We start from the raw sequence: 13,963 nt of genomic DNA on the forward strand, positions 1-13,963 counted from the left end.
ACACATGGCTGATTTTTATCAAAATGGCGTAGTGACAACGTTACACAACTTATCAAGACGCCCCACAGAAGAGCTTGAAGCTGAACTGTTACGATTTTCTCAGAAACGTCCGATGGCGCTGATCCTGCCGTCTTTGTATTCAGAACTGGAAGGCGAAGCCCTGCCGCACATCGTCGACGAACTCACCCACGTCCCCTATCTGTCTGAAATCGTCATTGGCCTTGACCGTGCAGATAAAGAGCAATACAAATCTGCATTAAAATTTTTCGAAAAGCTGCCGCAACACCATCGCGTTTTGTGGAACGACGGCCCCCGTCTTAAAGCCATTGACGAAGAACTATCGGCTCTGAATCTCGCGCCTAAGGAACTGGGTAAGGGCCGCAACGTCTGGTACTGCATGGGGTATATTCTGGCATCAAACCGTGCCGAGTCCGTTGCCCTCCACGATTGCGATATCGTTACCTACAACCGCGACCTGCTGGCCCGCCTAATCTATCCGGTCGCGAATCCTCAGTTCAACTACGAATTCTGTAAAGGTTATTACGCCCGTGTAGCCAACGGAAAAATCAATGGCCGGGTTTCCCGTTTGCTGGTTACCCCGTTGCTGCGCGCATTGAAACGCACGCTGGGTGATAACGAATATCTGGAATTCATGGATAGCTTCCGTTATCCGCTGGCCGGCGAATTCTCTTTCCGTCGTGATGTGCTGAACGATATCCGTATCCCCAGTGACTGGGGCCTTGAGGTGGGCGTGCTGTCTGAAATGCACCGCAACTACAATCACAACCGCCTGTGTCAGGCCGATATTGCAGATAATTACGATCATAAGCACCAGGACTTGTCGTTCAATAATGACCAGGGCGGTTTGTCGAAGATGTCTATCGACATTACCAAGGCTCTGTTCAGAAAGCTGGCGACTCAGGGATTTACTTTCAGCAACGAAATGTTCCGTTCCATTAAAGCAACCTATTACCGTATTGCGCTGGATTTTGTTGAAACCTATCACAACGATGCAGTGATGAATGGCCTGACATTAGACATTCACAATGAAGAAAAAGCCGTTGAACTGTTTGCCAGCAATATTATGAAAGCGGGTAACAGCTTCCTCGACAATCCGATGGAAACACCGTTTATTCCAAGCTGGAACAGGGTCACCAGTGCAGTACCGGACATTCTTGACCGCCTGCTGGAGGCCGTTGAAGCAGACACAGCAGAATTATTAGGGTAACGCATGACGAGTTGGGAACAATTACACGAAAAAGTCAGTCATCACTTGCAGTCGATTTATGCTGATGTGGTTCTGGATATCCCTGTGGGAGATCTTGCCACTCAGCTGATGCAGACGATGCGTCTTGAAGGAGATAAAGACGTTGTTCAACCAACGCCGCACTGCAATTACTGGGATGAAGAAGATATTATCATGATCACTTACGGCGACAGTGTGATCAGTGATGATGAGCAGCCATTGTTTACCCTTGACCGTTTTCTGCACACCTACTGTAAGAACACGATCAACAAAGTACACATGCTGCCCTTCTTTCCTTACAGCTCAGACGATGGCTTTTCCGTCATCGACTATTCCAGTGTGAATGAATCACTGGGAGACTGGCCTGATATTGAACGGCTGTCAAAGCACTACGGACTGATGTTTGATCTTGTTATCAACCATTGTTCTGCCCGTAGTGCGTGGTTTGACAATTTTCAGAAAGGCGAAGGCACTGGCAGTGATTTCTTTTTTACTGCCGATCCGTCCGATGATTTATCTATGGTCACCCGTCCGCGGGTGTCTCCCCTGCTGCGGGAAACTGAAACCGCCACCGGCACGAAACATGTCTGGTGTACGTTCAGTCACGACCAGGTGGATTTTGATTTCCGCAATCCGAAAGTACTGCTGGCTTTTGTGGAAATTATCCGCCTGTATCTGGACAAAGGTGCTAAGTTGTTCCGTCTGGATGCAGTGGCGTTTTTATGGAAAATCATCGGTACCAGTTGTATCAATCTGGCACAGACCCACGAAGTTATCCGTTTGCTCCGTACACTGATTGAACACACTGATCCTACTGTCATTATTATTACTGAAACCAACATCCCTAACCGGGAGAATCTGACGTATTTCGGTAATGCCAATGAAGCCCATGCTATCTATAACTTCTCACTCCCCCCATTGCTGGTAAATACCCTCGTTACCGGCAACTGTGGCTATCTGAAGAACTGGATGATGAGTATGCCGCCTGCCCAGAACGGCACGACATATTTTAACTTCATTGCATCCCATGACGGGATCGGTCTGCGCCCGGCTGAAGGCTTACTTGACGATGAAGAAATTTCTACACTGGTGCATACCATGCAGAATTTCGGCGGTAAGGTCTCCTGGCGGGCGTCTGATCACGGTCAGCAGAAGCCGTATGAAATCAACATTACTTTGTTTGACGCACTGCAGGGAACCACAGCGGGCCCGGATAAGTATCAGGTAGACCGCTTCATTTGTGCTCATGCCATTATGCTGGGTATGGAAGGTATCCCGGGTCTGTACATCCATAGCTTACTGGGTACCAGTAATGACTATGAAAAAGTGGCTAACACCGGTCAGAACCGCTCTATCAACCGGCACAGATGGAACTTTGAGGAACTGGCAGCCCTGCTGGACTCGCCGTTTTCACAACATCATAAAGTGCTAACCCGGTTGTCCCAGCTTATCCGTATCAGAAAAGCACAACCGGCTTTTCACCCCAATGCCACACAGTTTACCCTGCAACTGGGTGACACCTTGTTTGGCTACTGGCGGCAAAGTCTCGACAGACGCCAGAGCGTGTTCTGCGTCAGCAATGTCACGAATGAAGAACAGTCTATCCTGCTTTCCAGTATCAATCTGATTGGTACAGATAAATGGATGGACCTCATTACCCGTGATGAAATTGAAGACGTGGGCGGATTCATGCAGTTAAAGCCGTACCAGACTGTGTGGATCAGCAATATGGAGTTTGAAGACTGACACGCTTATCAACACCTGCGGAATTCTGGCCGCAGGTGTTGGTTTTCTTATACCAATCAGTAATAATTCCCTTCTTAATTCGCCTGCGCTAATAAATATGACCAATTCTGCTTCCACTCCCTCCGGCTGGCTTCAACTGGACGAGGCCCTGAGCCGTGCTCTTGCCGCTGTTACTCCTGTTACAGAAACTGAAAACGTTGCAGTATCTGATGCGCTGTACCGGATTACCGGCGAAGACATTGTTTCACAGACAGATGTACCACCGGCTGATAATTCTGCGATGGACGGTTACGCTCTTTATGCAGCCGATACCGCCGGCGAACCCGTCACGGTATCCGGTACGCAGTTTGCGGGCATGGCGTTGCCGGAAGAAAAAATGCAGCGGGGTACTGCTGTTCGGATCATGACCGGTGCGCTTATCCCTCCCGGTGCAGAATGCGTGGTTATGCAGGAAAATACACGCAGGGAAGATGACATTATCACAGTGACCAAACCCGCTATTGCCGGTGAAAATATTCGCCGCGCCGGCGGAGATATCGCTAAAGGCGCACAGGTCATTAAACGGGGCACCCGCCTGGAACCCGGTCATCTGGTACTGCTTGCCTCAATGGGGATCAGTTCAGTGAATGTTTTCCGCAAACTGAAAGTGGGGATCATGGCTACCGGCGATGAACTGGTAGAGGCGGGATTACCTTTACAGTCAGGTCAGATTTACGAATCAAACCGTACCGGCACACGGGCCTTACTCGCACATGAGCCGGTCACAATCACTGACTATGGCATTATTCCTGATGACAAAGCCGCTCTGGAAACGGTGTTTAAAGAGGCGTCTGTATCTCAGGATGTCATTATATCCAGCGGTGGTGTTTCCGTAGGTGATGCCGATTTTGTTAAAGAGCTGGTTGCCAGGCTTGGTGAAATTGCGTTCTGGAAAATTGCCATTAAACCAGGCAAACCCTTCGCATTCGGTTCTCTGGGAAATGCACTCTTCTGTGGTGTACCGGGCAATCCGGTGTCGGCCTGGGTCACCACACAGCAACTGGTGTTACCGATGCTCAAACGGTTGAGCGGTATTGAAACCGGCGGGACAGGCAAGCCTCTCACCATTAATGCCACACTGACCGCCGGTATAAAACGTAAAGCCGGCAGACAAGAATTTATGCGGGCGGTTATGGTTGTGCAGGAGGATGGCAGCTATAACGTCACTCCGTCAGGTAAACAAAGTTCCGGTGTGATGACCACCGTAACAGAGGCCAATTGTTACATTATCGTTCCGTCTGACTGTAAAATGCTCAGTGCCGGTGACACGGTAAAAGTGCAGCCATTTTCAGTTAACGGAGCATAATTTACCCATGGCGGCATTCATTTCTCCGCGCTTTGCCGTGGAAAGTAAACGTTTGATCACCCTTGCCTGGCCTCTGTTGATTGCCCAGATAACTCAGATGATGATGGGTGTTATTGATACCATTATGGCCGGTCATTACAGCGCTACGGATATGGCCGCTGTGGCACTGGGTTTCAGTATCATTGTACCGTTGCAGTGTTTTATTCAGGGCCTGGGCCTTGCTATGCCCCCTATCCTGTCGAGATTACACGGGAAGGGTAATACATCTGACGTTGCCTCTGCGGCCTGGCAGGCCGGATACCTGCTACTGACAATCAGTTTACTGGTTCTGCTTATCTGGCCCTTTACCGGTCACCTGGTGGCACTGTTCCCTATGGAGCCTGCACTCTACGATATTACCGTGGACTATGTGCAGTTTGTGTTGCTTTCCATGCCGGCATTTGCCGGTTACCAGTGGTTGCGTAACTTCTGTGAAGGCCTTGGCACCACCAAACCCACCATGGCCATTACGTTGATCGGATTAATGTGTAACGTCGCGGGCAATTACATATTCATTTATGGCGCAGGGCCGGTTCCTGCATTCGGTGGCGCGGGTTGTGGTATCGCCACGGCCATTGTTATATACACGATGTTTTTCGCTACCATGGCTTACGTTTTGTTGTCTGACAGACTGAAAAAGTACAACCTGTTCGGCCACATTTATCGCCCGGATTTGCGCATGATCCTGCGAACATTCAAACTCGGATTTCCGGTGGCCATGACGCTTCTGTTTGAGGTTACCCTGTTTGCCGTCGTTGCCCTGATGCTGGCCCCTTTCGGACCCGGCACCGTAGCGGCTCACCAGGTTGCACTCAATTTCAGTGCAATCATGTTCATGTTTCCCCTGAGCTTAGGCATGGCGCTGTCAATCCGGGTAGGTTACCGGATTGGCCAGAACAATCCTGCACAAGCCCGCATGGTAGTAAAAAGCGGTATTACCATCGGCATGTGTATTGCCACGTTAACCGCCAGCTTCACGTTACTGGCCAAGGGTGCCATCATCAGCCTGTATACGCAGGATGAAACGGTTTTTGCACTGGCTAACTCTTTGCTGATTTACGCCGCGCTTTTCCAGTTCTCTGATGCAATTCAGGTGTTATCGGCCAATGCGTTACGGGGATATAAAGACACCACGGCTATGTTTATCATCACTTTCATTGCCTACTGGCTAATCGGTCTTCCCACCGGGCTTATTCTGGGTCGTACAGACTGGATAACCAGTGAGCCCATGTCCGCTGCCGGTTTCTGGATAGGTTTTATTGTGGGGTTAAGCAGCGCTGCCGTAATGTTAGGCAGCCGCGTTATGATTATTCAGCGCCGCCAACGCGTTCAGACGGCTTAGGCGGCTCTTCCGGCCCGGTGGATTGCCACTGATCACCAATCACCGGGTCTTCTTCATCCTGCGATTCCCAGTAATAGCGCTTCCTCAGCGGTTTGGGATCCTGTTTACCAAACAGCAGTGCTGCAATAACCCCTCCTGCTGCACCGAAGAAATGCGCCTCGTAAGAAATTTGCGGGTCGCGGGGAAAAATAGACATCATCATGCCGCCATACAGAAAGAACGCGATCATCATCAGGCCCGTTGAGCGGTTATCTCTGCGCAGAATGGCAATAACAAACAGATAAAAAAACAATCCGTGTGCAACACCGCTTGCCCCCAGATGCACAGACGGCCTGCCAAATAACCATACGCCAATACCTGAACCCAGCCATGCGAATGCCAGCGCTTTGCCTCTCGTAGCCGGATAGCCATAATACAGGGCGGAACCAAGAATGATCAGTGGCAATGTATTATGGAATAAATGCTCATAAGAACTGTGTACCAGAGGGGCAGTAATAATGCCGTGAAGTCCTGCCAGGGACAAAGGCACAATACCCAGTGTATTTAAGGGTAAATGGAACAACACACCGGCGGACTGGATGACCCAGAGCACAGTGACACACAGAACACTGAGCCATACCGATCGCAGCAGGATATCGCGTTTATTTGAATGCTTCATAATCCCGATATTGGGACAATATCGGGAATTACCAGACAGCGGCTTAATTACGGTTTAATTTATGCCAGTCATCCGGCGTATCGATATCCAGCGCAGCTTGCGGGTGAGGTACGGCAAAACACTCAGGGGCAGCAGCGTTGAGCAGTTTTGCTGCCCCCTTCTGACCATTCAGAGACAAAAGCAATGCTTCATCAGAGTAAGGAAAGATAGCCGGAGACATGCGTTTACCTTCAGCCAGGCTGGCAATGCGGCTGGCAGGAAAAATCCCTGCTTTTTCCGCGAGTGCGCGAAGGGAATCTGTAGTGACAGACGGCGTATCACCCAATCCGATAAAAAAATGATCCGGCGACAATGTGCCGGTTTCCTCACAATAATGCAGCACGGCTTTAACACCGGTAGCAATACTGCCGCCCATCCCCTGCTGCCAGTCGTCATTGTGGGTGAAAGATACCTCTGGCAATACCGGACTACCAACCAGACATTCTGCAACCGCCTCACGGTAACAACCGGTCACCACAAATACGGGCAAATCCGTAAAGGGTGCATATTGCTGTACAACATACTCCAGCAATGTGTCACCTTGCGGATGGGCAGTAAGTAATTTGTTGTCGCCATACCGGCTGGCCTCACCGGCAGCCAGTATAATAACCGCTATTCTGCCTGACATGGCTTCCCCTTCAGTGAACGGGCTGACTTGCCATGTACCACAGCGTGTGCCTGTGCAAGCATGGATAATGCAATTGACTCAGGTAGTTCACCTCCGATTGCGATACCGGCAGGTGCATGAAGTGGCAGGGGTAACTGAGATTCATCAATGCCGGCTTCTTCCAGCACACGCTCAGCGCGATGTGAGGGACCCAGCAAGGCAATATATTGTAAAGACTGCGGCGGTACAGAGACCATGGCCGCGAGCGCCTCACCGTCCATACGCACCTGATGATGCATAACAATGACTGCGTTCATCTGGTGATACCAGTCTGTGCCGCTAATGTCACCCGCAGGCTGTTCGTCTGTCACTGTGGCAGTGGTAAAGTCTGCAGGCCGCGCATAACGCGCTCTGCTGTCATTAACAATAACCCGCCAGCCGAGCCTTGAAGCCATATCGCATAACGGCAGTGCATCAACCCCACCACCTAAAATGCCCAGCGTGGGAGGTGGCGTGAGTGTGGCTGTAAACAGTGCTTTGTCGCCGGGATCAGATGCCGCCGCAGACCCCGACGGAATGCCCGGTGTGACCGGCTGTGAAAAATAAACGGTTTGCTGCCGGCTGAGCGCATCAAGCACATCTGTCAGCCCCAGCCAGTTGTTTTGTGCACTCACAGGTTGTAACAGAAGCGTCACTTCACCGCCGCAACCAATGCCCAGCCGCCAGGCAACATCACCTTCTTCCTGCATATCATAGGTCACAATACGACTGTTACCTGTTTCCCAGCAACGCCGTGACTGATGCAACAAATCACTTTCCAGACATCCGCCGGAAACAACACCCAGCTGACTGCCAAATTCACTGAACAGCATCATTGCACCGGCTTTGCGGTAAGAAGAGCCTTCGGTATTGATGATGGTTGCCAGCAACCAGTTACCTGCATCGCGCTGAGGGAACCAGTCCGACAACACATGGTAAATATGATGATTCATTTTTCCCCGCCTGAACGACCATGAACAGCCTGTACGCTATACGCAGAACCAGTTCACAGTTTTATATTTCTTAAGCCGGTATCACCGGCAAATTTACCGCTAATATATAACAAAGTATCACCGCATCCGTGACGTCTGTCGTAAATCCTGTACCACTGCACCTGTCATCCCGGCTGAACGCTGTTTGTAATTGCGGTGAATTTGACTGTAACGACCCCCCGTTTGCCTGCTTTTTAACCCTCATCGCAAATCAAAATAAGTTATATCGAAAAAGCACTTTTCATTTTACGAAATGACACCAATTATATAACCGTACACAAATACCTGTGTGGTTCTGTTCATTTGACAGACTACATCATTGTCTGCAGGTATTTTTAACCAGGTAAGGAATAATAATGCAAGTATTTGACGACAACTCATTATCTATTGGCCGCACACCGCTGGTAAAACTCAACCGCGTTACCGGTGGCAATGTGTATGCAAAAATTGAATCACGCAACCCGAGCTTCAGTGTGAAATGCCGTATCGGCGCAAACATGATCTGGGATGCAGAAAAGCGTGGTGTTCTGGGCCCGGGTAAAGAGATTGTTGAACCGACCAGTGGTAATACAGGTATTGCACTGGCATTTGTTGCAGCTTCCCGTGGTTACAAGCTGACATTGACTATGCCAAGCAGCATGAGTCTTGAGCGCAGAAAATTACTCAAGGCACTGGGTGCAAATCTGGTGCTGACTGAAGCGCCTAAAGGTATGAAAGGTGCCGTTGCAGCCGCTCAGGAAATCGTTGCTTCTGATCCTGAAAAATTCGTTCTGCTGCAACAGTTTGATAACCCTGCTAACCCGGCAATCCACGAAAAAACAACCGGCCCTGAAATTTGGGAAGCCACTGACGGTAAGGTTGATGCCTTTGTTGCCGGTGTCGGTACCGGCGGTACGATTACCGGTGTTAGCCGTTACCTTAAGAATACCAAAGGTAAAGCAATTACTTCTGTCGCCGTAGAACCGACAGATTCACCTGTAATCACCCAGGCCAAGAACGGTGAAGAACTGACACCGGGTCCTCACAAAATTCAGGGGATTGGTGCCGGTTTCATTCCGGGTAACCTTGATCTCGACCTGGTAGATGAAGTTGAACAGGTAACTAACGACGAGAGTATGGAAATGACTCACCGTCTGATGAAGGAAGAAGGTATCCTTGCCGGTATTTCTTCCGGTGCAGCAGTTGTCGCAGCCAAGCGTTTTGCTGAGCGTCCGGAAAACAAAGATAAAATCGTTGTTGTTCTGCTTGCCAGTGGTACAGAACGTTACCTGAGCAGTCCGCTGTTTGCCGGTGAATTCGGTGAACAGGAAGAAGTTCAGTAAGCGTTAAAGATATAAAATCAGAAAGCGGGGTATGATTACTCCGCTTTTTTTTTGCCTGTAAAATCTGCTATTTTCATAACAGTTTAGCCGTCCGGAATAAATATTATGAATTACCCTTCCCGTCACCTCATTTCCCTTTTCATCGCTTTATGTCTGATTTTGATATCCGGCTGTAAAGAAAAGGAAGAAGGGCTCGGGCGCTACGGAATGATGGACGAAAATACGCCGGACTACGCTGCTGTGGCATTTATGAAAAGTATTTATGAAGACAAGAACATAAACCGTGCAGTAGAACTGAGTTCTGACAGCATGGCAAGAATGCTTAAGCGTTACCATACTAACCGTAACGTACAGAGACACATTGTTAATTTGCGTTACGATACAGTAACCATTACACCTCAGGGATCTAACCGTGTGGGACGTAATGAGTTTGCAGAAAATGCCACCGTCACTTTATTTTTCAGCGGCCAGTATAATGATGACAAAGTGGAAGATTTAAGAACGGTACAAATGATCCGCGACGACGGGCTGTGGAAAGTTGACCGCATCGACCCGGACCATTTTATGTAAACCGGTAAGCGGGGCTTTTACTGCCCCACTGCTACCCCTTCACGGCGGGGATCGGCACCGCCAATCAACTTACCGTTTTTCACTTGTACGCCATGTAAACCTGAGTTCAGATCCATCACTTTGACATCATGACCCAGTGCTTCAAGTGCAGGTTTCAGCGCCTCAGCGGACGTACCGGCCTCCAACGCAGTATAATCATTTCTGTTGGTCATTCTGGGCAGATTAATGGCCTGCTGCACATCAAGGTTAAAGTCGAGAATACCAAACAGGGTCTGCGCGACATAATCGATAATACGACTGCCACCCGGTGAGCCGATGACCAGTTCAAGATCACCTTTATCATCAAACACCATGGTCGGGCTCATGGCACTGCGCGGGCGCTTACCCGGTTCCACACGGTTAACCACAGGCCAGCCGTTAATATCCGGATTAAATGAGAAATCCGTAAGCTGGTTATTCAGCAGGAAACCGTCGACCATTAAACCGGAACCGAACATAAACTCAATGCTGGTCGTGATAGACACCGCGTTCCCTTCTTTATCCACAATTGAGAAGTGGCTGGTGTTAGGCTGCTCCAGATTCATCCCAAGGTGAACTTTAGCATCGGTGTAAGGCTTGCCGGCCTTTGCTTTATGCCATTTTTCATTTATGCCAATCGTCTCTGCACGGCGTTTCAGGTAAGGCGCGTTGATCAATGCCGCAAAGGGTAAATCGGTAAAGTCGCTGTCGGCAATATACATTTCCCGGTCAGCAAAACTGAGGGCACTGGCCTGTGCAAATAAATGGGCAAACTCAGCACTGTCAGGCTTCAATGAAGCAATGTCCTGACCTTCCAGCAGTTTCATTATCTGGAATACATTGATCCCCCCGGAACTGGGCGGTGCCATGCCACAAATTTTATGTTCGCGGTAATCGCCGCACACAGGTTTTTTCTTTAATGCTTCGTATCCGGCAATATCAGCCGTGGTAATTTGTCCCGGGTTAATAGATGCCCCGTTTACTGCCTTAACAATTTTCTCAGCCACAGGGCCTTTGTAGAAATAGTCAGTACCGTCACTGGCAATATGGCGCAGGGTATCTGCAAGCGCTTTATTCTTTTTAACCGTTCCTTCCTTCAGCGGTGCTCCGGCAGGATAAAAATAGGTAGCGCTGGATGGAAACTCTTTCAGACCCGGGTGTTTATTCAGCGAGACCAGGTGCGCCAGACGGGCTGATACCCTGAACCCTTCAGCGCTGGTGTTAATAGCATCGTCAAACAGGTCTTCCCATTTCAGCTTGCCGAATTCCTGCTGCGCAGTTTCCAGTGCTTTTAATGCGCCGGGAACACCCACAGATTTACCACCAACCACAGCTTCAAGCCAGTTCATCTGGTTTTTACCTTTGAAGAACCAGTAAGGTGTTACGGCAGCCGGTGCGGTTTCCCGCCCGTCAAATGTATGCAGAGTCTTCGTTTTATTATCCCAGTAAAGGATAAAGGCACCACCACCGATCCCGGAGGACTGGGGCTCAACCAGTGTCAGCATTGCCTGAACAGCCACAGCGGCATCGATGGCTGAACCACCTTTTTCAATAATGTTTTTACCCGCCCATGAGGCGTACGGGTTTGCAGCCACAACCATATAATCTTTGGCTATACGGGCTTTTTTATTTTCAAAACCGGTAGCCGCTTCGGGCTCAAAACGTTCAACAGCTTGAGTGGCGGACACCAGTGTGACCGATAAACAAACGACTTTAACAGCCGTTGCCAGAATTCCCTGACTGAACTTCAATGTATCGCTTCCTCTGAATTACTTAAATTTATCCCGGTTTAACGGGCGCTTGTTGATGAATGCATCGAATGCTTCTTTGGCTGCCGGTGTAGACAGCGCTTCAAGAAAGATATCCAGTTCAGCACTGATTTGTTGTTGTATGGCATCCTGCTCATTATTCATCAATGCTTTTGTCTGGTTCAGCGCGAATGCGGGCTTCTGTGCCAGTTTACGGCACACTGCCTCAACATGTTCGCTTAGCTTTTCTGCCGCGATGATAGCGGTAACGACACCAAACTGCTGTGCTTCCTCTGCGCCAAAGGTTTCGCCCAGCATCAGCCATTCACTGGCCTTGCGGCGACCGGCCAGTCTGGGTAACAGATAGCTTGACGCATATTCGGGTACGAGGCCCAGGTTAATGAAAGGCATACAAAAAACGCTGTCCGGTGCACAGTACACCAGATCACAATGTAACAATAAGGTCGTCCCGATGCCAACGGCAACGCCATGAACCTGCGCGACAACAGGACTAGTACACTGAGTCAGAGCATTCATGAAGGCAACAATCTCAGCAACGTTATCGCCCTCCTCCCTGTGTGCAAAGTCTGCAATATCGTTACCGGCCGTAAACGCACTGCCTTCCCCTTTGAGCAGGATAACCTTCACTTCCGGATCAAGGCTCGCCGTATTAATTGCATCCGCCATTAACTGATACATTTCACGGGTTAACGCATTTTTCTTATCCGCGCGGTTCAGGCTGATGGTCAGAACGTGGTTTTCTATCTGTGTAGTCACAGTGCTCATGACAAAATCCTCACAAAATTACAGGCAAATTCTTATCAGTTTTCTGTATCATAGCGATTTAACAGCAAAAACTACAAAATTTCATGTCATCTGATTTCACCAAATTTGCCGGACCTTATGGCGGGCCCCTGCTACTGACACTCTGTGTGTTACTGGCCTGCGTCTTCGAACCTGCGTCAGGGGAATGGCTGGCATATGACCGTTATGCCATAGAGGGCTTTGAAACCTGGCGTTTACTGACAGCCAATATTGTTCACACCAATGGCTGGCACGCTTTACTGAATCTGGCCGGACTGACTTTACTCACATTTCTGCATAGCGACCATTATCGTTTCATGCGGTTTATTAAATTATTTCTCTGGTGCAGTTTACTGACCAGTGCAGGTATTTATTACTTTTCACCGCAACTCATATGGTATGCGGGCTTGTCCGGCGCATTACACGGCGTGTTTTTGTGGGGTGCCTGCATGGATATCCGTGCAGGCTTAAAGTCAGGCTGGTTACTGGCCTGCGGTGTTGTCGCTAAAATTGTATATGAACAAATCAATGGCGGTTCTGCTGATGTGGAGGCACTGATTGGCGCTGCGGTTGCAACAGATGCCCACCTTTACGGCGCGGTAGCGGGTCTTTTAATGTTTCTGCTGATGATTATTCCGGTGAACAAACGCCGTCCGGCAGTGCAGCACTGACAGACGGCTTCATTCAATTATCAGCTTTTAAGCGCGTACGCCGACAAACCTAACTCACTGATAACACGGTTAATGTGCGTCATAGCCTCATCCGTGGGTCCGGGATAGTCTCCGGCAATGGCAACGTTCCCCTGATAGCCAATATCTCTGGTGCCTTCCGGCGAACTGAAATAGGCAGCCAGAACCAACCCACGAAGACGGGAAAAAGCCTCAGCCGGACGCAGATATGCATCACCGGTATTGTCGTCCACCGTCGCTATATCATCCAGGATGGCTTTCTGCCGGGCTTCTGTCAGGTCCGTGAACGTCATGTCATGACGCAATGCAGCTTCGTCATTCAACCATACCAGAAGTGGCATGATGAATTTGCGGTCGTTTTGCTGCCGCTCATAGGGTGCACTTATCCACTCGTCAATGACATCCGGTACATTAACCCCGGTGGCAGAAGGGTATTCCCCTTCCTGAGGGACAATAAGATCGCTGATGTCAGCAACCAGTTGCAGCTCTTTTTGTGACAGGAGCCGCGGCCAGGGTGATTCAGGCGGCATGATAAGATCAGGATCTTTCCCGTAACCGGCGGCATTCACCGGCTTCAGTGTGAGTTCAGGCCAGTGCCCCTCACCCGCTCCTGCCGTGGCCTTAGCGCTTTTATCCGGCTCGCCTGAACATGCTGTTAATGCAGGAAATGCCGCAGTGGCTGCCAGAGCACTCAGCCATTTTAACGATTCGCGGCGTGTTAACCTTGGCACATAAACGGAAGATTTTACATCTCTCATG

The 13,963-nt window shown here is 49.7% G+C and carries 13 protein-coding genes; 7 read left to right on the forward strand and 6 right to left on the reverse strand.

The features are described from left to right. Positions 1 to 4 precede the first annotated feature (4 nt). From DS731_RS11500 to DS731_RS11515, 4 genes are all read left to right on the forward strand, one after another. The gene (locus DS731_RS11500) at positions 5 to 1,228 is read left to right on the forward strand and encodes a glycosyl transferase (protein ID WP_119501460.1); all 1,224 of its coding nucleotides are present in this window, start codon (positions 5 to 7) and stop codon (positions 1,226 to 1,228) included. A 3-nt stretch (positions 1,229 to 1,231) separates the two neighbouring features. Further along, positions 1,232 to 2,992, forward strand: a complete 1,761-nt coding sequence (locus tag DS731_RS11505; RefSeq protein ID WP_119501461.1) for a sugar phosphorylase — start codon at positions 1,232 to 1,234, stop codon at positions 2,990 to 2,992. Positions 2,993 to 3,089: 97 nt separating this feature from the next. Beyond that, on the forward strand, positions 3,090 to 4,337 hold the full coding sequence (gene moeA / locus DS731_RS11510; protein ID WP_119503401.1) for a molybdopterin molybdotransferase MoeA: 1,248 nt from the start codon (positions 3,090 to 3,092) through the stop codon (positions 4,335 to 4,337). Between the two features lie 7 nt (positions 4,338 to 4,344). After that, the gene (locus DS731_RS11515; protein WP_119501462.1) at positions 4,345 to 5,718 is read left to right on the forward strand and encodes an MATE family efflux transporter; all 1,374 of its coding nucleotides are present in this window, start codon (positions 4,345 to 4,347) and stop codon (positions 5,716 to 5,718) included. On the opposite strand, the gene DS731_RS11520 is transcribed toward DS731_RS11515, so the two are convergent. The 3 genes from DS731_RS11520 to DS731_RS11530 are packed head-to-tail and all read right to left on the reverse strand — an operon-like array spanning position 5,684 to position 8,014. Further along, a complete protein-coding gene (locus DS731_RS11520; protein WP_119501463.1) occupies positions 5,684 to 6,376 on the reverse strand; it encodes a rhomboid family intramembrane serine protease in 693 nt (230 codons plus the stop codon). The genes DS731_RS11515 and DS731_RS11520 overlap by 35 nt on opposite strands. A gap of 43 nt (positions 6,377 to 6,419) precedes the next feature. Next, entirely contained in the window at positions 6,420 to 7,043 is a 624-nt protein-coding gene (locus DS731_RS11525) for a nucleotidyltransferase family protein (RefSeq protein ID WP_119501464.1), read from the reverse strand. Next, positions 7,028 to 8,014, reverse strand: a complete 987-nt coding sequence (locus DS731_RS11530; RefSeq protein ID WP_119501465.1) for an XdhC family protein — start codon at positions 8,012 to 8,014, stop codon at positions 7,028 to 7,030. Before DS731_RS11530 ends, DS731_RS11525 begins: the two co-directional genes overlap by 16 nt. A 395-nt stretch (positions 8,015 to 8,409) precedes the next feature. Here DS731_RS11530 and cysK point away from each other — a divergent pair, with 395 nt between their 5' ends. After that, on the forward strand, positions 8,410 to 9,375 hold the full coding sequence (gene cysK / locus DS731_RS11535; protein WP_119501466.1) for a cysteine synthase A: 966 nt from the start codon (positions 8,410 to 8,412) through the stop codon (positions 9,373 to 9,375). A 105-nt stretch (positions 9,376 to 9,480) separates the two neighbouring features. Further along, positions 9,481 to 9,945, forward strand: a complete 465-nt coding sequence (locus DS731_RS11540; RefSeq protein ID WP_119501467.1) for a hypothetical protein — start codon at positions 9,481 to 9,483, stop codon at positions 9,943 to 9,945. A gap of 17 nt (positions 9,946 to 9,962) precedes the next feature. Here the strand turns inward: DS731_RS11540 and ggt are convergent, their stop codons facing one another. Both ggt and DS731_RS11550 read right to left on the reverse strand, forming a co-directional pair. Beyond that, complete coding sequence (ggt, locus tag DS731_RS11545; protein WP_442858462.1) at positions 9,963 to 11,693, reverse strand: gamma-glutamyltransferase; 1,731 nt, start codon at positions 11,691 to 11,693, stop codon at positions 9,963 to 9,965. A 39-nt stretch (positions 11,694 to 11,732) separates the two neighbouring features. Beyond that, positions 11,733 to 12,497, reverse strand: a complete 765-nt coding sequence (locus DS731_RS11550) for an enoyl-CoA hydratase (protein WP_119501468.1) — start codon at positions 12,495 to 12,497, stop codon at positions 11,733 to 11,735. 83 nt (positions 12,498 to 12,580) lie between these two features. Between DS731_RS11550 and rrtA the strand changes: the two genes are divergently transcribed. Next, entirely contained in the window at positions 12,581 to 13,186 is a 606-nt protein-coding gene (gene rrtA, locus DS731_RS11555; RefSeq protein ID WP_119501469.1) for a rhombosortase, read from the forward strand. Between the two features lie 20 nt (positions 13,187 to 13,206). On the opposite strand, the gene DS731_RS11560 is transcribed toward rrtA, so the two are convergent. Continuing rightward, positions 13,207 to 13,962 carry a gluconate 2-dehydrogenase subunit 3 family protein gene (locus DS731_RS11560; RefSeq protein WP_119501470.1) on the reverse strand — a complete coding sequence of 252 codons (756 nt, stop codon included), beginning with the start codon at positions 13,960 to 13,962 and terminating at the stop codon, positions 13,207 to 13,209. Position 13,963 lies beyond the last annotated feature (1 nt).

This window comes from Alteromonas sp. RKMC-009 (assembly GCF_003584565.2).
In the GTDB taxonomy this organism is placed as follows: domain Bacteria; phylum Pseudomonadota; class Gammaproteobacteria; order Enterobacterales; family Alteromonadaceae; genus Alteromonas.